17 protein-coding genes are annotated in these 20,684 nt (G+C 59.1%); 8 read left to right on the top strand and 9 right to left on the bottom strand.

Annotation, left to right across the window (positions count from 1 at the left end; all coding sequences use genetic code 11):
- Positions 1-138: 138 nt before the first annotated feature.
- The 5 genes from ACR0ER_RS13165 to ACR0ER_RS13145 form a co-directional block, all read right to left on the bottom strand.
- Entirely contained in the window at positions 139-2,103 is a 1,965-nt protein-coding gene (locus ACR0ER_RS13165) for a beta-galactosidase (RefSeq protein WP_480769328.1), read from the bottom strand.
- Positions 2,100-3,746 (bottom strand): amino acid ABC transporter permease, encoded by a 1,647-nt coding sequence (locus ACR0ER_RS13160; protein ID WP_480769327.1) that lies wholly within the window; start codon positions 3,744-3,746, stop codon positions 2,100-2,102. The genes ACR0ER_RS13165 and ACR0ER_RS13160 overlap by 4 nt, the downstream gene beginning before the upstream one ends.
- A 65-nt stretch (positions 3,747-3,811) precedes the next feature.
- Positions 3,812-4,561: a basic amino acid ABC transporter substrate-binding protein gene (locus ACR0ER_RS13155; RefSeq protein WP_480769326.1), complete on the bottom strand. Its 750-nt coding sequence runs from the start codon at positions 4,559-4,561 to the stop codon at positions 3,812-3,814.
- 22 nt (positions 4,562-4,583) lie between these two features.
- A complete protein-coding gene (locus ACR0ER_RS13150) occupies positions 4,584-5,630 on the bottom strand; it encodes a LacI family DNA-binding transcriptional regulator (protein ID WP_480769325.1) in 1,047 nt (348 codons plus the stop codon).
- Positions 5,630-6,382 (bottom strand): sugar phosphate isomerase/epimerase family protein, encoded by a 753-nt coding sequence (locus tag ACR0ER_RS13145; protein ID WP_480769324.1) that lies wholly within the window; start codon positions 6,380-6,382, stop codon positions 5,630-5,632. Before ACR0ER_RS13145 ends, ACR0ER_RS13150 begins: the two co-directional genes overlap by 1 nt.
- Positions 6,383-6,697: 315 nt before the next feature.
- On the opposite strand from ACR0ER_RS13145, the gene ACR0ER_RS13140 reads away from it, so the two are divergent.
- From ACR0ER_RS13140 to ACR0ER_RS13120, 5 genes are all read left to right on the top strand, one after another.
- Positions 6,698-8,779 (top strand): family 1 glycosylhydrolase, encoded by a 2,082-nt coding sequence (locus ACR0ER_RS13140; RefSeq protein WP_480769323.1) that lies wholly within the window; start codon positions 6,698-6,700, stop codon positions 8,777-8,779.
- A 39-nt stretch (positions 8,780-8,818) separates the two neighbouring features.
- A complete protein-coding gene (locus ACR0ER_RS13135) occupies positions 8,819-9,745 on the top strand; it encodes a carbohydrate kinase family protein (protein WP_480769322.1) in 927 nt (308 codons plus the stop codon).
- Between the two features lie 16 nt (positions 9,746-9,761).
- Positions 9,762-10,433 carry a D-lyxose/D-mannose family sugar isomerase gene (locus ACR0ER_RS13130; protein WP_480769321.1) on the top strand — a complete coding sequence of 224 codons (672 nt, stop codon included), beginning with the start codon at positions 9,762-9,764 and terminating at the stop codon, positions 10,431-10,433.
- Positions 10,434-10,547: 114 nt separating this feature from the next.
- Positions 10,548-10,805 carry a hypothetical protein gene (locus tag ACR0ER_RS13125; protein ID WP_480769320.1) on the top strand — a complete coding sequence of 86 codons (258 nt, stop codon included), beginning with the start codon at positions 10,548-10,550 and terminating at the stop codon, positions 10,803-10,805.
- 10 nt (positions 10,806-10,815) lie between these two features.
- Positions 10,816-11,289 (top strand): hypothetical protein, encoded by a 474-nt coding sequence (locus tag ACR0ER_RS13120; protein WP_480769319.1) that lies wholly within the window; start codon positions 10,816-10,818, stop codon positions 11,287-11,289.
- A gap of 6 nt (positions 11,290-11,295) precedes the next feature.
- Here the strand turns inward: ACR0ER_RS13120 and ACR0ER_RS13115 are convergent, their stop codons facing one another.
- The 4 genes from ACR0ER_RS13115 to fabI are packed head-to-tail and all read right to left on the bottom strand — an operon-like array spanning position 11,296 to position 17,048.
- Positions 11,296-12,465, bottom strand: coding sequence for an acetate/propionate family kinase (locus ACR0ER_RS13115; RefSeq protein ID WP_480769318.1), 1,170 nt, complete (start codon positions 12,463-12,465; stop codon positions 11,296-11,298).
- Positions 12,458-13,852 (bottom strand): bifunctional enoyl-CoA hydratase/phosphate acetyltransferase, encoded by a 1,395-nt coding sequence (locus ACR0ER_RS13110; protein ID WP_480769317.1) that lies wholly within the window; start codon positions 13,850-13,852, stop codon positions 12,458-12,460. The genes ACR0ER_RS13115 and ACR0ER_RS13110 overlap by 8 nt, the downstream gene beginning before the upstream one ends.
- Positions 13,849-16,272: a DUF3141 domain-containing protein gene (locus tag ACR0ER_RS13105; RefSeq protein WP_480769316.1), complete on the bottom strand. Its 2,424-nt coding sequence runs from the start codon at positions 16,270-16,272 to the stop codon at positions 13,849-13,851. Before ACR0ER_RS13105 ends, ACR0ER_RS13110 begins: the two co-directional genes overlap by 4 nt.
- 11 nt (positions 16,273-16,283) lie before the next feature.
- Complete coding sequence (gene fabI / locus ACR0ER_RS13100; protein WP_480769315.1) at positions 16,284-17,048, bottom strand: enoyl-ACP reductase FabI; 765 nt, start codon at positions 17,046-17,048, stop codon at positions 16,284-16,286.
- A gap of 332 nt (positions 17,049-17,380) precedes the next feature.
- On the opposite strand from fabI, the gene napF reads away from it, so the two are divergent.
- The 3 genes from napF to napA are packed head-to-tail and all read left to right on the top strand — an operon-like array spanning position 17,381 to position 20,675.
- On the top strand, positions 17,381-17,896 hold the full coding sequence (napF, locus tag ACR0ER_RS13095) for a ferredoxin-type protein NapF (protein WP_480769314.1): 516 nt from the start codon (positions 17,381-17,383) through the stop codon (positions 17,894-17,896).
- The gene (locus tag ACR0ER_RS13090; RefSeq protein ID WP_480769313.1) at positions 17,893-18,186 is read left to right on the top strand and encodes a chaperone NapD; all 294 of its coding nucleotides are present in this window, start codon (positions 17,893-17,895) and stop codon (positions 18,184-18,186) included. The genes napF and ACR0ER_RS13090 overlap by 4 nt, the downstream gene beginning before the upstream one ends.
- A complete protein-coding gene (gene napA, locus ACR0ER_RS13085; protein WP_480769312.1) occupies positions 18,183-20,675 on the top strand; it encodes a nitrate reductase catalytic subunit NapA in 2,493 nt (830 codons plus the stop codon). Before ACR0ER_RS13090 ends, napA begins: the two co-directional genes overlap by 4 nt.
- Positions 20,676-20,684: the final 9 nt, after the last annotated feature.

The raw sequence follows: 20,684 nt of genomic DNA, 5'->3' as shown, positions 1-20,684 counted from the left end.
CCCGTTGTTGGACTTTGTAGTCTTTTTGTTTTGTTAGTGCAGGCTAGACCTTTGCGGCAGTGCTGTCAGTCCAAAAGTGACAGTTTCCAGTTTTCATAGGTCCAGTTTGCGATCGAATCTGTCAGAACCGGGATCGCGTCACGGCTCTATCCAGACTGAGACACCATAGGGCGGGATTTCAGAAGTACCAACAAGATATTGGCGATCCTCGGGGTCGGACAATATCTGCGGCGTTGCGCCGAAATTGAAGGCAAAGACCAAAGCGCCCCGGCGCGTGAGGCGCACATCCCTGTTGTTTTCCGTTACTGGGATTCCCGCCCAGTTCAGCGCCTCGGTCAGAATAGTCTGCAACAGCGACCCGCGCGGGATCATCGCCAGGTACATCGCCCGATCCGACTGCACAATCGCCGGGCTGCCATCCCGGTAAGCGCTTGAAAAACAGGCTGCTATAGAATGTTCAGTCTCGATGATTTCGCGCCATCCGGTGAATTCGTGCTGTGTGCCGTCCTGCAGACGCACCGATTCCCGCGCCAGATCGGGCAATGATTCGACTCTCCGAACCCGGACACCCACCAAATCGGCCAACCCTCCCGGGGCGAGGTTTTGCGGTGTGTGCATGTCGGCGGTCTTACTACCCGCGCGGGCACCGATCAGCAGCTTTGCCTGACTGTCCCGCAGCCGTTTCGCCAGATCTTTAGAGACGATCATGTTTTGCGGCAAAACGATCATTGCATAGCCGGTCAGGTCATCCTCTGGCCCGACAAAATCCAGATCGACACCCAGAGACCGCAGCCCCGCATACCATTCTCGGAAAAGCTGAGTATTCGGGAACGCGTCATCGTGGGGAAGGATATCCGCGGCCCAGATGGACGCGTAATCCAGCAGAATGGCCACCGATGCCAGTTGGCGTTTTGCCGGAGGCAATACGGCTCGCTCCTGAACCACCTGCGCCAATTCCAGCGCGGCCTGATCCGGGCTACCGTCAGAGCGCAACAGGGCGGTGTGAAACTGCTCTTGCGCGAACTTGGCCTGACGCCAGCGGAAAAACATCACCGCCCGCGCGCCGTGGGCATAGGCCGCCCACGTCCATAGCCGTACCATGCCATCTGCGGGGGATGGGTTCTTTTCCGCCCAGTCCACGGGGCCGGGCTGCTGTTCCAGCACCCACATGCGCCCCTTGCCCTGAGACCGGTAGAGATCGCAGTGAAACCCCTGATAGTCCGGCGCACCTGTGCGCAGGTATCGGTGCTTGTCCTCATTGGATAGGGTCGAGCCCAGCAGGTTGCCCAACGGATAGCTGTCGAAGCCGACGATATCCAGATCGGCCGCGACGGCGTGGTGATCGAATTCGAAACTGCCCGCCATGAAGTTATGAGTGATATCCCGGCCCGGAGAAAATTGCCGAAGGATGTCCACCTGCGCCCGGTTGAACAACCGCACCCGGTCCGAAGAATAGCGCGCGAAATCCAGCGCATGGGTCGGGTTGGGACTGGCCACCAGCCCATTGGGCAGCTCGATCTGGTCAAAGCTTGTATAGCCGGATGCCCAGAACACGGTGCCCCATGTCCGGTTCAGATTGTCGATGGTGCCGTAACGCTGCTCCAACCAGCGGCGGAACCCGTCGCGCGCCGCATCCGAGTAGCTGAGCACCGTGTCATGGTCGTTATACTCATTGTCGATCTGCCAGGCGTGGACATGACGGTTTTCTCCATAACGGCGGGCGTATTCGGTTGCGATCCGGCGCGCCTCGGCCAGATAAACGTCGCTGGAAAAACAATAATGCCTGCGGGACCCGAACCCCCTGACGCGCCCATCCGGACCAACCGGCAGGATTTCCGGGCACTCATCGATCAGCCATTTCGGCGGCGCGGCCGTCGGCGTGGACATCATCACGCGCAGGCCCGCATCACCCAGAATGTCTATCACCTCGTCCAACCAGCCCCAGTCGAACCGCCCCCGCTCAGGTTCAATCAGACCCCAGGTGAATTCTGCAATGCGCACCCAGTCGAGGCCCATCTCGACCATCCGACGTGCATCCTCGCGCCAAAGCGACTGATCCCATTGTTCGGGATAGTAGCAAACCCCCAGTTCAAGCTTGCTCATCGGTTTTCCCTTGCCGTGCGGCGTTCGATCCATTTCAGGAAGCTTGCGCAGCCCAGCGTGATCACGACGTAAAGGATGGCCGCAGTATTAAAGGGCGCGAAGGGCAGGAAGCTGGCGGCCTGAAACTCGCGCATCCGCTGGGTCATATCGCGGACCGACAGGATCGACAGCAGAGAAGTATCCTTGATCATCGCAATGAATTCATTGCCCAAGGGCGGCGTCACGATCCGCAACGCCTGCGGCAGGATGATCAACCGCGCGGTTTGCCAGCGGGACAGGCCGAGCGAGCCGCCCGCTTCGATCTGTCCACGAGGGATGGCCTCGATGCCGGATCGGAAAATCTCAGCCATATAAGCGGAATAGCCGACCGAAATCGCGATGATCCCGCGCGTCATATTGGTCATGTCGATGCCGCCACCGGTGGCGTCCTTGACCGCTCCCGCCAGAGGCAGACCGATATAGAGGATGATCACCAGCATCGGAATGCCGCGGATCGTGTCGACAAAGAACTCGGCCCCCACGGCCAGCGGGTGCAGCTTGTGCTGGGCACCTCCTACGGTCAGCGTCAGCAGCAGAAAGCCAAAGACGGCAAATGCCAGCGCTGGGTTGCGGTATTTGTCCGGCAGGAACTGTGTCTTCCAGATCACCGGATACCCTTTAGTATTGGTGCCAACCGGAACAAATGCACCCGAGACACTGTCCACGGTTTCGATCTGCTCCAGCGCGCTGGCCGCATCCGGGGCGCTGCGGATACGATATTGCGGGCTTTCACCTTCCTGAAACTCGCCAAAGCGGATCATGTCTGCCTGCGCTTGCGGAGTGCCGCGTACGATGGCGATGCGGGCGTCCAGCGTACCGATGAGTTCATATTTGACCTGTGGCTGTATGAAGAAAAACGCCGAGATGGCCAGCAAGGCCAGACTGATGCAGCCATAGGTGACAGTCGTGCGGGCCTTGGGTTTGAACGATTGAAGCCCGACCCAGATCAGGCCCAGAATGGCTGCGAAGATATAGGCGAAGATAGCCGCCCGGAACGTGATCGCCACCCCGGTGGCGAATTGCCAATGCGCCATGAACATCAGGTAGAACAGAACCGCGCCTGTCAGGATTTCAAACCCCAGACGCACATAGGCCCGCAACCCGTTTGGTAGACGAGAGGACATCAGGATCGCGGCAACAACAAGAGCGTAAATTACCAGCACGATTTGCAGCCCGGTCTGAACCTTATCGACCACCTCGGGGAACAGCACCCACGTTTGCGAGGATCTGTCGATCAGAGTCGATGTGTTTTCGCTGAGGGCGTGAAAGAAGACAGACTCGGCAAAGGGCATCAGTACCTGCGGCGCCGCGAGCCCCAAAACCGCCAACACCAACGCTGATGGCAATGCCACTAGCGCCGTAACCCGCAGCCAGCCCGGCGCGGCGTCGTGAAAGCGCGCGTATCGAGCACAGAGATACCCCAGAATTGCCACCGCGATAATGATCAGAAACCCAACAAAAATCGGCCCTGCGTTATTGCCGATCCCTAAGATCGCAATCAGTGACCGCAGGTATTTCGACGAAGTGGCAAACAAGTAGATGATGAACGGAGCAGCGGCGAGCAACACAAGGTTGCTCGGGCGGATCGAGCTTAGGCGCGACATGGGACCTCTCTGCAGATATGCGGCCCGGTCGCTATTGGCGCCGGGCCGTTACGGGCCGAACCGGGTTACTCGGTTCCCCAGTACTTGCCGATCAACGTGTCCAGAGTGCCGTCGGCCTTGATCGCCTCAAGCCCTGCGTTGATCGCGTCGACCGTAGCGTCGCCCTCCTGGAAAACGATGCCCAGCGGGTCGGATTGCAAGCCGGTGATGCCGACCGTTAGTTCACCCGCGAACTCCTGCTCGTACGCAGAAGCCGAAGTGCCGTCTATAATCACGCCCTGCACGTCGGCGTTCTGTAGTGCCAGAATCGCGGCTGAAAAGTTGTCATAAAGGCTGACATTCTCACGCCCGACCAGTTCCTCGGCCAGTTGCGCATTGGTGGTGCCGGTCTGTGCGGCCAGTTTCAGGCCACCAGCCTTGAAGTCGTCCAGCGTCAGGTCGGCGTTATCAACTTGCAAAATAATGGCTTGGCTCACCACGATGTAGGGCTCGGAGAAGTCCATCGTTTCTTCGCGTTCCGGTGTGATTGACACGCCCGAGATTACCAGATCGAACTCTCCCTGCTGGAGCGCGGCAAAGATGCCGTCCCATGCCGTGTTGACGAAATTCGGAACACAATTCACCTTTTCGCAAATCGCGTTCATCACATCCACGTCAAAGCCCACGATCTCACCAGTCGTCTCATCGACTGTCTCCATCGGCGGATAGGTGGCGTCGGTTCCAATTTTCAGAACGCGCCCTTCCAGATCGGCGGCAAAAGCCGCAGGGGCGGCCATCGCAGTCAGAGCGGCTGCGGCCAGTAGATTCTTGAACATCTTCATTACTCCTTCTGTTGGTCTATTTAGTGGGCGCCGCGTGCAGCGCAGGGGTGTCAGGTTGGCGCTCGATGAATGTGGCCCTGATCTTTTTCTGGGTCTCGGACGGGTTGGCCCCGTCCAAAGCTTTCAACATGTATTCACCCAGCAATCGGCTGGTTTCTTCAATTGGCACATAATAGGTGCTGGTCGACGGCACGAAATAGCGGCTGAGTTGCAGATCATCGGTCGAAATCACCACCAGGTCTCGGCCAATCCGAACCCCGGCGGCATGAGCGGCCGATAGCACACCTAGCGTCATGGCCTCGTTAGCGCAGATACAGGCCGTCGGGCGATCCGGCAGCCGCATCAGCGCGTCAAAGCTATTCTGCCCTGTGCGGGCCGTAGTAGATCCATTAAAGATCAGGGCCGGGTCGATCGGAATTCCACCATCAGTTAGGGCCTGTTCGTATCCGGTTTGGCGCTGTGTGGCGTAGATCAACTCAGCCGGAGGGTTCACCAAGGCAATACGAAGGTGCCCCAGACGCACTAACCGCGCGGTGGCGTCGAACGCTGCCGCCTGACTGTCGAAATCAACATAGGCGTGCTGCATTTTGCTATCACTCATCCCCATGGTGACAAACGGGAAGGCATGTTGCTGCAGAAAAGCAATGCGGGGGTCATCATGGAGGGTGCCCGAGAAAATGACGCCATCCGCCAGCCCATCCTGAACGATCCGTGCCAATGTCGTCATGGCATCCGGGATATCGGTCACATTGAACACACTCATTTCATAGCGTGACCCCTGCAAGGCCGCTGAAATTCCTGCCAGAATACGGGTGAACTCAACCCCTTCCCATTCCTCCGCCGCGTCCGGCGACACGCTGACCAAAACTGCGATGCGATAGGACTTGTTGGTACGCAGCTTCAACCCATCCATGTTGACGCGATAGCCTAATCGGGCCGCAACGGCCTGAATCTGTTGGCGTGTCTCTGACTTGACAGATGCTGCCCCGCGCAGCGCATTTGAGACGGTGCCGACGGAATAGCCGGTCTCTTTGGCAATCGACTTGATCGTCGCGCGCGCCACTATCCGACCTCTGCCGAGAGATGGCGTTCAAGAAGTCTGCGCCCAGTCTGAAGAGTTTCGGCATGTTTCGTCGTTGCATCATGTTCGACAAAGAGATCAGTGCATGGACTTGATTCCAAAATGTGCAGTACGCGGGGCCAATCCACCACGCCCTGCCCCAGGTTGCGCCAGCGCTCATCGCCTTGGCCTGCCGAGGGTTCAGCATCCTTGGCATGAACCGAAACGATCCGGTCGGCATAGCGCTGCAAAAGCCGTGTCGGATCCTGTTGAGACACTGCCAACCACCCGATATCGGGTTGCCAGTACAGGTTTTCCTGCGCCAGGATCAGGTCCAACGGCGTTTCGTCACAAAGTCCGGTAAGGTCATAATCATGATTGTGGTAGGCAAGGTGAATGTCATGTTCTGCCAGCCGGGCACCCCAGTCTGCCAACTGGCCCGACACGTCCATCCATCCCTCGGACGTGTCGGGCCTCGCCTCGGGCGTCAGCCACGGCATGACGGCCACCCGGCATCTTAACAACCTTAGCAGATCGAGAATTTCGTCAAAGCGAGTCTCAAACTCCTCCCAGTCGAAATGTGCTGAACGCACGTTCAGCCCTGATCGTTCCACCCGGCGCACCATGTCCTGAGGGGTCAGATCGTGAAAACCAATCGTCTCAATATCCTTAAAACCGCAGGCGCTAACGAGATCCAGTTGAGAGGCTAGCCCCCCAATCTGCCGCACCGTATATAACTGCGCTGCAATCCGCATATCTCCGGCCAAACTATATTGAAACGTTTCAATTAGGTTGAAACAGCAATACGCCACTTGTCAAGCATAGGGTTTCGACGCGCATCCTCGTCGAGGCTCCCTGCAATTCGAGTTGCGTTGACTTGCTCCATCCAGAAAGCAGTCCTTTTTTAGTTGTTAGCGCTATCATCTTCCCATATCATCGCCCCTTATGGAGTTGTGCCAAAATGCCAATTCAAGGTGGTAATGTGCCGAAGGGGGCCATGAAACTGGAATGCCGCAGGCCAAGTTGATAGTTGGCAGCGCAAACGTGCCCGGCCAAAACAGGAACAGATCATGCAAATTAAACGCACAGATTTCCCCAAAGATTTCCTCTTTGGCAGTACCGTCCTTGGTGGGCAGCACGAAGGCTCTACTCTGGGCGACGTGTTACCGGGCGCGAATGGCAATCAGGCCTGTGGACACGGTGGCTTTAATCCGCGGGAACTGAATCTGGTTCGCGAATCTGGATTTGACAGCTATCGCTTTTCGGTCAATTGGGCGCATGTCATGCCCGATAGTCGTGGCGTGGTAAGCCAGACAGGGTTGGACTATTACGATCGTCTGGCCGATGCCTTGTTAGAGCGCAAGCTTCGACCTTGTGCGACGCTTTATGACAACTCCCTTCCTGAGGCACTGGCAGATCTGGGCGGATGGCGGAACCGCGATTGTGCTGATTGGTTTGCCGACTTCACCGAGATTGTCATGAGCCGCATCGGAGACCGCATTTATAGTGTTGCGCCAATTGAAATGCCCCCATCTTTCAGCGTGCTTGGCGAACCTCAAACATCAACTTTAAGCGAGAACCGGGCCAAAGCACGTATGATGCATCACCTGTTGCTCGCCCATGGAAACGCAATCGCGGCAATGCGTGGTTTGGGGATGACCAATCTGGGCGCGGTGTTCAATCTAGACCTTACCTCCTCCGCTGCTTCCAGCCCCGACATTGCTGATGAGTTTGGTGATATCTTAAGCCAGTGCGCTCTGGGTGGCGTATTCAACAACACCTACCCTGACGTTTTGCTGGAGACTCTTGAACCTATCCTGCCGACAGCATGGCGGGACGATTTCGACGCCATTGGCACGCCGATTGATTGGTGCGGCCTACGTTTCGACACACACAAGCCGATAAATCCCAAGGCCCTGACCTCCATCCAGCAGGCCTATACGAAAGACCTGCCCATTTATCTCATGGAAAAAGGCGAAAATGACTCTGAACCCCCGCAGGATGACAACGGCCTCAATCAGAACCTGGAAGTCGTGCAAAAAACTCTGGAACTCGGCACGCCAGTGAAAGGCTACTTCATCCGAACATCTGGGAAAGATAACCTGCCCGCTCTGGAAACCTTGTTAGCAGGAAGCTCGGTCTCGCTGCCCCTCGCGCAGCCCGCCGGCGCCATGCACGAACATTGGAATCTGGTCGCCGATATTGGCGGCACCAATACGCGGTTGGGCGTGATCTCGAATGGCAAGCTGACCGATCTGCGTAAATATCCGACGGGCACCCTGCCCGAGTTGCTTGAGGCGTTTCACAACCTGCGTGATGAGATCGGAACCGATCCACGCGCCGTGGTGGCCGCCGGGGCCGGGCCGGTGAAGGACGGAACGATCCGGCTGACAAACGCCAATCTCGATCTGTCCGAGGGTGATATTGGCAAGGCAACTGGCGCACAGCACACCTTTGTAATAAATGACTTCACCGCTGCCGCTTGGTCCGTTGCCGAGATTACTTGCGATGACGTCGAGGTTCTGCAGGGTTCAGCGACACCGCCCCGCGGAACAAGGCTGGTCGTAGGACCGGGCACCGGGCTTGGCGTTGGCTCCCTGCTCTATTCCGAAGGTCGCTACCACACCGCATCGGGCGAAGGAGGCCATATCGGCCTGTCGCCCCGCCATGTCGATGAGGTCGAGGTTTTCCGCGCCGCCCGCCACATCGCGCCAGATTGCTTTTTTGACGATACCTTGGTGCTTGAGGCTGAAATGTTCCTCAGCGGTACTGGCCTGCCGATCCTTTACCAAGCCGCCGGTATGGTCGCCGGTCAGGCCGATACACCAGTGCGCAGCGCCCGAGACATTCTGGAGGACGCCCGCGCACAAACCGACCCGCTTGCGGTGAAAGCGGCTCATATGTTCACCACCCATCTGGGTGCGGTGATGGGCGATCTGGCCGTCGTGCTTATACCTTCGGGCGGTGTGTTTCTTGTCGGTGGCGTCGCCGAAAAGAACCGCTGGCTGTTCAAGGACGCGTTCCGCGATGCATTCAACGCGGGCGGGCGGTTCAGCGATTTGCGTCGGTCGTTCAACCTCTATGTCTCAGAACAGGACGAATTTGGCATTGTTGGCGCTAACAATTTCTGCAAAAGTGCGCTCGCGCGGTAGAATACGCACCTGAACTCAAGAAACAGAAAGGACCACGGCATGATCCTGTGCTGCGGTGAAGCCCTGATCGACATGATCCCCACCCCGACCGTTTCGGGCGGTGAAGGGTTTGTGCCCCATTCCGGCGGCGCCATTTTTAATACGGCGATTGCGCTGGGGCGGTTGGGGGCTCCGGCCGGGCTGCTGACGGGGCTGTCTTCGGATATGTTCGGGGAGCAATTGGCCGATGCCCTGAAGGCCAGCCATGTGGACGGCAGCCATGTGATCCGCTCGGATCGACCGACCACACTGGCCTTTGTGCAGTTGAAGGACGGGCACGCGACCTACAGCTTTGTGGATGAAAACTCGGCCGGTCGGATGTTGACGCCCGAGGACATGCCCGACCAGTTGCCCGCCGTGTCGGCGCTGTATTTCGGTGGGATCAGCCTGGCCTGTGAACCCTGCGCGGATGCCTATGCCGCGCTTTTGGACCAGCACGGCGCGGATCGAGCCGTAATGATCGATCCGAATATCCGGCCCGATTTCATCAAGGACCAGACCCGCTATCGCACCCGGCTGAACCGGATGATCGCTCGGTCGGATATCGTGAAGGTGTCGGACGAGGATCTGGACTGGATCGTCCCCGGCCCCGAATCCATCGCTGAGAAAGTGCCGCTGTTGCTTCAGGCTGGTCCGGCGGTTGTCATCGTCACCCGGGGCAGCGATGGCGCGTCGGGCTATCTGGCGGATGGGTCCGAAATTTCCGTCCCGGTTCCGCCGGTCGAGGTGGTCGATACAGTCGGTGCAGGTGACACCTTCAACGCCGGCGTTCTGGCTGAGATGGAACAGGCGGGTCACCTGAGCAAACCCGCCCTTCGCGCCTTGACCCCCGACCAATTGCGCGCGGCCCTTGCCAAGGGGGCCGAGGTCGCCGCCGTCACCGTATCTCGCGCCGGGGCAAACCCGCCCTGGGCGCACGAGCTTTGATCTTTGAGAGAAAGACATGAAACGATCCGACATCAACGTTATCAAGACCGAGGCCGAAGCCTTCATCCGTTCGTTCGGTGCGGTGCTGCCACCCTTTGCCAACTGGTCCCCGGAACAGATGCGCAGCGAAAAAGCTGCAGGCATTCGCGAGCGCGGGCTGGGTTGGGACATCACCGATTATGGGCAGGGGCGCTACGATGAGCTGGGCCTGTTTCTATTCACCCTGCGCAACGGCGATGTGGGCGATCTGAACAGCGGTCGCGGTATGCTTTATGCCGAAAAACTACTTGTCTCGCGCGACAGCCAGCTATCACCGATGCACCGCCACATCATCAAGGCCGAGGATATCATCAACCGGGGTGGCGGCGATCTGGTGATGGAGATTTACGCCTCGGACCCGCAAGGTGGCATCGACCGCAACAATCCCGTTGTCGTGCCCTGCGATGGCTGCCCGGTCACGATCAACCCCGGCGAACTGCTGCGCCTGAAACCGGGCGAAAGTGTCACCCTGATGCCCGGCATCTGGCACGCCTTCTGGGCCGAAAAGGGTGATTGTCTGATCGGAGAGGTCTCAACCGTCAATGACGACCGCACCGATAACGTGTTCGAAGACCCGATCCCCCGCTTCGCCACCATCGAGGAAGATACCGCAGCCGATTTCCTGCTAGTCGCGGATTACTATTCCTGAAAAAAGATAAGTCCCTTTTCCTAAAATGGAAAAGCGCATTAACATGGTCCTTGAAGCCGGGGTTGCAGGTGTTAGCCTCAGCCCGCGCGCGCCCATTGCAAGAGGACCGGTTCCATGGTCACGAAAGCCGAGCTTGAAGCCCAGGTCGCTGATTTGCGCCGCCAACTGGCCGAGCAATCAGCGGCCAGCCAACAGCCACCCGAGCCCGAGCCACATGACACGGTTGCCGACAGGATTGCGGAAAACTTCGACAACTGGTCCTGCCAGTTGGAAGAAGCTTTGACCGAGTTGGAGGACCTGCCGCACAAACGGCCGATCCTGTTTGCACTTGGTATCTTCACGCTTGGCTATCTGCTAGGCCGGTCCCGGTAGGAGCCCGATCATGAGCCGCATTTCCCGCAATATCTCAATCATTCTGCGCGCCGAACGGCTGATCGCCCAACGCCATGTCGCGGTGGCGGCCCGTCGCACTGGGTTCTACGCCGCAGCAGGACTGGCCGTCGGGCTGGCGGTCATCATGCTGAATGTGGCCGGGTTTTTCTGGTTGTCGGCGAGCCTGTCTAAACCGTTGGCGGCGCTGGTCATAGCCGGGGCCAACCTGCTGCTGGCGCTTATCCTTGCCCTGCTGGCCAACACACAGAACGCGCAGGCCGATACGACAGCGGCGGTAGAGTTGCGCGATATGGCGTTGCAAGACATCGAAACCGAGATCAAAGACACCTTGTCAGAGGCACGCGGCACCGTGGCAGGCCTCCGCCGTGACCCGCTGGGCGCACTGACGCCCGATGTCATCAGCGCAATTCTGGGGACTCTAGTCCGATATGCCCGACGGCGCAAAAACAAGCCGGACAAGTAGCGGCGGTTACGTCATCTGCGCTGCGGCGCGGGCGATCACCATCTCTTCGTTCGTTGGGATCGTCAGGATGCGCACACGGCTGAAATCGGTGGACAGAACCGTGCCGCCATCGGCATTTCTGTTGTGGTCCATGTCAATCCCGATCCAGCGCATCCCGTCGCACACCTGCTGACGGATCTGGGCCGAATTCTCTCCTATTCCGCCGGTAAAGACCAGCGCGTCGATCCCCTCCAGCGCGGCAGAGAGCGCGCCCAGTTCGCGGCGAATGCGGAACACGTAATAGTCGATGGCCTTGCGCGCGTCAGGCGTGTCGGCGGCCAGCAAGGTGCGCATATCCGATGAGATGCCCGACAAGCCAAGCAAGCCCGATTTACGATAGAGCATGTCTGCAATTTCGTCCGCGGACATGCCTTCCTGCTGCATCATGTACAGCACGACGCCGGGGTCCAGCTGACCGCTGCGGGTGCCCATCGGCAACCCGTCCAGCGCCGAAAAGCCCATGGTCGACGCCACGGCCCGGCCGCCCAATATCGCACACATCGAAGCGCCGTTGCCCAGATGCGCGATGACCACGCGGCCATCGTGCAGACCGGGGGCGATCTCTTTCAGCTTCTGCGAGATATAGTCGTAGCTCAGACCATGAAAGCCATACCGGCGCACGCCCTTTTCATAGTAGCTCTGCGGCAGAGCGAAGGTATCGTTGACCCATGGATGCGTCCGGTGAAACGCGGTGTCGAAACAGGCGACCTGCACGGTGTCGGGAAACGCAGCGCTGGCGGCGCGGATACCAGCCAGGCTGTAGGGTTGGTGCAGAGGCGCAAAGGGGATGAACCCGGTCAGGGTTTCAATGACCTTATCATCGATCAGAACGGGTTCAGAATAAACTGTCCCGCCATGCACGACCCGGTGACCGATGGCGCGGATATTGAAGCTCGGCAGATACTCTCGGGCCATGTCCAAAAAGGCCTGAATGGCCTCATCGTGACTCTTGGCATTGACGAGCGGCCGGTCGACCGAGCGCCCTCCGGCGGATTGCGCCAGCAGCCGGGGCGCGTCGCCAAGACGCTCAATCTGGCCATGCCAGCGCATGCTGGGTCGGTTGCCTTCGGCGAGTTCGTACAGTCCGAATTTCAGGGAAGAAGAACCGGCATTCAGCGCCAGAACGTAGTCAGCCATGGATTTTACCTTTGTTCGCCTGCGCGTGCAGCGCCGCCACCGCGCAAGAAGCCAACCGCGACGCGTCATCATCCGACCGCGATGTCAGAATGATCGGCACGGTGGCGCCAACAACGATCCCAGCTGCCTCAGCATGTGAGATAAATGTCAGCTGCTTTGCCACCATATTGCCCGCCTCGATATTCGGCGCCACCAGAATGTCCGCCGCCCCGGCCACCTCAGAGGTGATCCCCTTGGTCCGGGCTGCGTTCAGGTCCACCGCGTTGTCCATCGCCAAGGGGCCATCGACCAGACCGCCTGTGATCTGGCCACGCTCGGCCATTTTCGACAACAGCGCCGCATCGACGGACGAGGGCATATGCGGGTTGATCGTCTCAACTGCCGACAACACGCCAACTTTGGGTGTTTCGATCCCGATGGATTGCGCCAGATGAATGGCGTTCTGGACGATATCGGCCTTGGTTTCCAAATCGGGGGCGATGTTGACCGCCGCATCCGTCACCATGATCGGCCGTGACATACCCGGCACGTCCATCACGAACACATGTGACAGACGCCGCCCGGTCCGCAACCCCCGGTCCCGACGCAAGACCGCATGCAGCAACACATCCGTATGCAGATGCCCCTTCATCAGAGTCTCTGCCTTGCCTTGGACCACGAGGTCCACGGCACGGTGGGCGGCGATTTCGTGGCTGTTGGCCTCGATGATTTCGATCCCCGACAGATCGGCGCCCAGTTCCGCTGCCGCAGCGGCGATCTTGTCCGGATCGCCCAACAGGATCGGCGTGATGATGCCTTTGGCCTTGCCCAGCAGCGCACCGCCCAGCGAGTTCGGCTCTTCCGGGGCGACCACCGCTGTGGGCATCGGCTCCATCGGCTCGGCCTTTGCGATCAACGCGTCGAAGTGACGGTGGCGCTGAACGATCAGGCCGGGCACCTCGACCGAGTCGAACGCCATATGCTTGGCTGGCGGCGTGACCTGGACCTCGCCGCTCAGGACCAGTGCGTTATCGCCAACGCGGCGCACCTCGGCGGCACAGAGCAAGTCACCATCCTCGCGTTTTTCAAGTACAGTAACAAATGCGGTAACTTCGTCACCCGCCACCACGGGAAGATGGAAGGACAGGTTCGCCCAGCGGGTTTGCGTACCAGCACCGGGCAAAATGTTACCCAGAACCGCCGCAATCAGACCAGCAGGCCACAGGGCCGGAGCGACCGCCTCAGGGCGGCCATCGCCATCGCCGTCATAGCCCGCAAGATGCAGCGGATTGTGATCGCCTGAAGCCGAGGCAAAGGCGTAAAGATCGTCGATTGTGCACAGGCGTGTCACCTGTGCTTCGTCCCCGACCTCCACCTGCGCGTAAGTACGGTTTTCTTCTATCTTCATTGCGGATTGGCCTTGTTCACAGCGGCAGCCTTGCGCGCCCGGGATCTGGGGGCAGGTTTGGCCGGGGCATCGGATTTCTTTTCGATCTCAGCAAGATCGAGTGTCTCGTACAGCGCCTGCGCCATCTCTACAAGCTCGGGCGACGGGTTCGGGATATCGCCCAAAATACGCTTGATCAGATCGACAGCCTGTTTTTTGTCAGCGGCGCGTGGCAGAAGATCGGGCAGCGTTTCAATCGCACCTTGTTCATCAAAGGTCACGATCACAGTCTGTTCGCGCAGCATCCGCTGGCGTTGGTCGACGGTCAGGTTTTTAAAGGGCGCCTCATTTCGGAACACATGCGCCCAGCGGTGCAAGATCTCAGCCCGGAAGCTTTGGTTGCTGACACCCAGCAGAAGCAGCAGGCGGATCACAGCCTCGGGCAGACCGCCCTGATTCATATGCGCCAGCGCGGCCTCGACCTGCGGCAGAGATCGGAGGGATTCAGGATCTGGTAAGGTACGGTGCGCAGCGTATTTCTTGCCGAACCACGCAGCTAGCGGCCCACCCCAGAGCGTAAAGAAAGTGGCCTCGTACCACGCATCGCGCAGGTCCCGATTCAGGTCCATGACCTGTTCGATCCAGTCGGCGGTCAGTTTCTCAAGCTCAAGGAAAGGATTGTCCGGCGCGGCTGGTTCGCGCTTTTCGCGCACTGTGTCAGCCAGATGCTCCACGCCTTTCATCATTGGATTCGCGGATGACATCGCAGCCCGCTGAACCCGCAGCGGGTGCAGATCGCGCAGGGCTTTCGCGCCCATCGGCGTTGACATGGATCGTACAACAGGGCGCCCGAAGGTTTCATAGACGTTGGCCTGAACCTCGGACATATGCGCGACGGCGGCAAAGCTGGCTTCGTCCTCTTGCCCATCATCCAGCGCGGCCAGGTCTTCGAGGTTTCGGTCGTAGAACCGGACTTCGAACCGCTTGTCTTGACCCTCGCCTTCGATGTTCTCGATCACCATCTCATAGAGGCCCGGTGCCATTGCTTCGACCGTTTCCAAGGTCGAGGCCAGCTCGGTATGTTCCTTGCGCGCCACTTTGGACGAGACGAAGATGCCCAGATGCCCGACCTCGTCATGCAACATATAGATGATCCTCTGCCCGCGCAGGCGGATTTCCTCTTCATCCGCATAGGTCGCCGCGATCCAGTTCAACGCCTGCTGCGGCGGCGTGATGTTGTCGCCCTGACTGGCGAAAACAAAGATGGGGCCTTTGATGGCTTTGATGTCCACCGGCACGCCGGGTTCAAGCTGCGCTGTGTTCTTGACCAGCCGGTTGCCGACAAACAGCTGCTCGACGATCCAGTGGATTTCCTCTTCGTTCAGGATGAAATAGCCGCCCCACCAGCGTTCGAAATCGATGAAGCGTTTCCAGCCCGCTTCGGGATCGCGGTAGAGGTCGAAATACTTACCGAAATAGTTCCGGCTGGGGTTCAACTGTTCGAAGTTCATCACCAGATTGGCACCGTCGAACTTGCCTGCGCCCAGATCGGACCAAAGCATCGGCTGCCACGTGCCCCCCAGAACGCCTGCATTGTAGCGCATCGGGTTTTCACCCACCTCACCCGACCACGGCGCGACCGGGGCTCCGTTCAGGATCAGTGGTCCGGTCAGGTCCGGGTTGCAGGCGGCCATCAGCAAGGTCGCCCACCCGCCCTGACAATTCCCGGTCACCACGGGCTGAGGACTGTCGGGATGTCGCGCCCGCACGGTGCGGACGAACCCAGCCTCGGCGTGCATGACATCGGCAAGGGTTTGGCCGGGCACCGGATCACGCCCGAAACTGACGAAATACACCGGATGCCCTTTGGACAGGGCAACGCCCACCTGACTGTCCGGTTTAAAGCCCCCGATCCCACCACCATGACCCGCTCGCGGATCGATAATGATATAGGGGCGTTTTTTGTCATCCACCGTCACGCCTTCGGGCGGCAGGATACGTAACAGTTGGTAATTGCAGGCGCGTTTTAGGGTCTTCCCATCAACGATGACTTCGTAATCATAGACCAGCACCGGCGGGCAGCCCGCCGCCTCATGCTCCAGAAATACATCGCCGCGTTCACGCAGCGCGTCCATGGTCAGTACCACTCGCTGCGAGGCGTCTTTCAGATATGCCGCCCAGTCCTTTGCCATGGATTGCGAACGCATAAGGCGCTGCGACACATCGGAAAATCCCTGCATCAGGTCGCGGGTACGTTCCGCGTGGGCTTCGGCAATCTTTGTCGATTGCAACCGAGTGGATTGCGCCAGCAAGTGCCACTGCACGCCCGACTGATCCAGCGCACGGGTTACGATATCAAAGGTTCGGTCCTGAACCGCGGCCGCATCCTGCGCCATTTCAGATCCGAGTTTCAGCGAATTCTCTTGCACATTTGAAAACATGAGCCTGTCCTTTACCCGACGATGTTGTAGCCGCCGTCAATAAGGTGAATGCCGCCGGTGACGTTGAACGCCTCGCGGCTGGCCAGAAATGCAGCGTAGGCGCCGACATCCTCGATCGTTGCCAGATGATGGGTTGGTGCCCGCGTGGCAGCGTCTTCCAGCAACGCGTCAAACTCGGGCAACCCCGACGCCGCCCGTGTCTGCATCGGCCCCGGCGACAGCGCGTGAACGGATATACCCTGCGACCCCAGTTCGGCCGCTGCCGATCGCACCGAAGCCTCCAGCGCGGCCTTGACCGGGCCCATCACGTTGTAATGTTCGATAACCCGGGTCGAACCCAGAAAAGAAACCGTCATACAGGTGCCGCCCTGCGTCATCAGCGGCTCAGCCAGACGGATCATCCGCAGGAAGGAATGCACCGAGATATCCATGGCCAGCCCGAATCCCTCGGCCGAGCTGTCAACCACGCGCCCATGCAGATCATCATGCGGCGCAAAAGCGATGGAATGCACCAGCGTATCCAGCCGCCCCCACTGAAGGGCAATTTCATCAAACAAGGCCTTGGATTGGTTCGGGTCACGCACGTCCAGCGGCATTACAATCGGGGCGTCGATCTGTTCGGCCAGTGCCCGAACATGCGGTTCCGCTTTTTCGTTCAGATAGGTCAGCGCCACCTCGGCCCCCTGCGCATGAAGCGCACGGGCAATGCCCCAGGCGATCGAATGGTGATTGGCCACGCCCAAGACAACCGCTTTGGTTCCGTCCAGTCTGAACATTCAACCGATCCTTTCGCGCATTCTGCGGCGCAGCATACTGAATTTCAATATGGGACTTATTTTCAATGCTGCAACGCCGCATAGCAAGGAAATGTAACAAACGCTCATTGACCAGCAAAACAGGGCATTGTGGTCGCTTCTGTGCCTAAAAACCTCGCCGAACCGAAGCCACATCCACTCCGCGCAACTTCAGCAACAGCTTTAAATCGTCAAAGGTTCAAAAATTGATGAAAAATAATGCTCTTGTTTATGATCTGGATCAAAATTCATCACATTCAAAATCTGTATTGGGGTAACCTAGAAGAGGAATCAGACGCGAACAGTCCAGCCATATGAGCCAGATGACCAGCCGCAGGGCGTTTCTAAGCGCCAGCATGTTCCGGGAGTTCAGTAATACTGTCCGCCCTCCGGGTTCGGTTGTGCCGGGCTTTGTGGATCAGTGCACCAAATGCGGTGACTGTGCCGAGGCCTGCCCCGAAAATGTGATTGCGATTGATCAGGATGGTTTCCCGGTGTTTCAACCCGGCGACGATCCCTGCTCGTTTTGTGGCGATTGTGCCAGGGCTTGCCCGACGGACGCCCTGTTGATCGAACGTCTGGCCGACTGGCCGTGGCGCGCAGCTATTCAGGATACCTCGTGCCTGTCCATGACCGGTGTCAGTTGCCGTGTCTGTCAGGACAATTGCGAGCAGAATGCCATCCGATTCAAGCTGCAGTTGGGCGGACGCGCCGAACCCACACTGGATACCGATAGCTGCACCGGATGCGGTGCCTGCGTGGCGCTCTGCCCTGTCGATGCTGTCGCGCTTGAACGCCAGCCCCTAACCAAAACGGAAACGGTTCAATGAATATCTGCGGTTGCCTTGCACATGTTGCCCAAGACCAGACCGATGCCGCGGCACAAACCATGCGGGACACGCCGGGCGTCGAAATTCATGCCCAAGCAGAAGACGGCCGTTTCGTCGTCGTTGTCGAAGACACACCCGACCGCCTTGCGTCCGAGATCATCATGGATCTGCATCAGATCCCCGGAGTGATTTCTCTGACGCTGACTTATCACCATTTCGAGGATCTCGCGGAAAGCGCTCCGCATCCCGAGGCCCCAAGCCAAACCACCAGCCGGAGGCTCACGCTATGACTACTTCAGAATCTCGCCGGACTTTTCTCAAGGCCTCAGCGGCCGCTGCCACTGCGTCAGCCGCAGGCATACCTCTAGCCACCGGTCAGGCCAATGCGCAAACCGGTGCCCCTGATATCCGCTGGGACAAAGCGGCCTGCCGCTTCTGCGGCACCGGCTGCTCAGTTCTGGTCGGCACCAAGGACGGACGTGTTGTCGCCACCCAGGGCGACCCGGATGCGCCGGTCAACCGCGGCCTGAATTGCATCAAGGGCTATTTCCTGTCCAAAATCATGTACGGCAAAGACCGGCTGACCACGCCGCTGCTGCGTAAATCGAATGGCGTCTACGACAAGAACGGCGAATTCGAGCCGGTCAGCTGGGACGAAGCCTTCGACGTCATGGCCGAGAAATGGAAAGAGTCGCTGGCCAAAAAAGGCCCGACCAGCGTTGGCATGTTCGGCTCGGGGCAGTGGACTGTCTGGGAAGGCTATGCCGCTGCCAAGTTGATGAAAGCCGGGTTCCGTTCTAACAACATCGACCCCAACGCGCGGCACTGCATGGCATCGGCTGTGGTGGGCTTTATCCGCACCTTCGGCATTGACGAACCGATGGGCTGCTATGACGACCTCGAACACGCGGACACCTTCGTGCTGTGGGGTTCGAACATGGCCGAGATGCACCCGATCCTGTGGTCTCGCCTGACCGACACCCGCCTGACCAAGCCGGGCTGTGAGGTGCACGTGCTGTCCACCTTCGAGCACCGCTCGTTCGAGCTGGCCGACAACGGTATGGTGTTCGCGCCACAAACCGATTTGGCAATCCTGAACTATATCGCCAACTACATCATCCAGAACGGCGCGGTGAACGAAGAGTTCGTCAAGAACCACGTCAACATCACCAAGACCGCCACCGATATCGGCTATGGCCTGCGCGACAGCCACCCGCTGCAGCAAGAGGCCGCAAACCCCAATGCCGGCAAGATGGAACCGATCAGCTTTGAAGAATACGCCAAAGCGGTCGAGCCCTACACGCTGGAATACACTGCTGAACTGTCGGGCGTGCCCGCCGACAAGCTGGAAAAACTGGCGAAGCAATACGCCGACCCGAACCGCAAAGTCATGAGCCTGTGGACCATGGGCTTCAACCAGCACACCCGCGGGTCGTGGGTGAACTCGCTGATGTATAACGTGCACCTGCTGGTCGGTAAGATTTCGGAACCCGGGAACTCCCCCTTCTCGCTGACCGGTCAGCCTTCGGCCTGCGGTACCGCGCGTGAGGTTGGCACCTTTGCCCACCGCCTGCCCGCCGACATGGTGGTGATGAACGACAAACACCGTGAGATTTGCGAGACCGCCTGGAACGTGCCTGCTGGCACCATTCCGGCCAAGCCCGGCTTCCACGCCGTGCTGCAGCACCGCAAGCTGAAAGACGGTGATCTGAACGCCTATTGGGTGCAGTGCAATAACAACATGCAGGCCGCGCCCAACATCAACGAGGAAGGCTATCCCGGCTATCGCAACCCGGAAAACTTCATCACCGTGTCTGACCCCTACCCGACAGTCACGGCTGTGTCTGCCGACCTGATCTTGCCCACCGCCATGTGGGTCGAGAAAGAAGGCGCCTATGGCAACGCCGAGCGCCGTACTCAGTTCTGGCGGCAACAGGTGCAAGCGCCGGGCGAGGCGAAATCGGACCTGTGGCAGCTAATGGAATTCTCCAAGCGCTTCACCGTTGAAGAGGTCTGGGGCGAAGAGCTGCTGGCCACTATGCCCGAGCATCGCGGTAAGACCATGTATGACGTGCTCTATGCCAACGGCAAGATCGACAAGTTCCCGCTGTCGGAAACAGCCGAAGGCTTCGACAACGACGATGCCGAGCACTTCGGCTACTACGTGCAGAAAGGTCTGTTTGAGGAATATGCCGACTTCGGTCGCGGTCATGCGCACGATCTGGCACCGTTCGAAATGTACCACGAGGCGCGCGGTATGCGCTGGCCGGTCGTTGACGGGAAAGAGACGCTGTATCGTTTCCGCGAAGGCTATGACCCCTATGTGCCCGAAGGCGCAGGCGTGAAGTTCTACGGGAAGCCCGACGGCAAGGCGAGCATCATCTTTGCCCCCTACGAGCCCGCCGCTGAAGAGCCGGATGAAGAATATGATCTGTGGTTGTCCACGGGCCGCGTGCTGGAACACTGGCACTCGGGTTCGATGACCCGCCGGGTGCCGGAACTGCACCGCGCCTATCCGAATGCGGTTGTCTACATGCACCCGCAGGACGCCAAGGATCGGGGTCTGCGACGCGGTCAGGAAATCGTTCTGTCCACCCGTCGCGGTGAGGTCACCAGCCGTGTCGAGACCCGCGGGCGCAACAAGGTGCCGCGCGGTCTGGTCTTCATGCCCTGGTTCGACGAGCATCAGCTGACCAACAAGCTGACTCTGGACGCAACCTGCCCGCTGTCGAAAGAGACCGACTTCAAGAAATGCGCGTGTAAGGTAGAACGCGCGTAACCGGGAAGG

This window comes from Ruegeria sp. CH8, assembly GCF_056536985.1.
The sequence above is the reverse complement of the archived record's forward strand: the minus strand, read 5'-3'. Positions and strand labels throughout refer to the sequence as shown.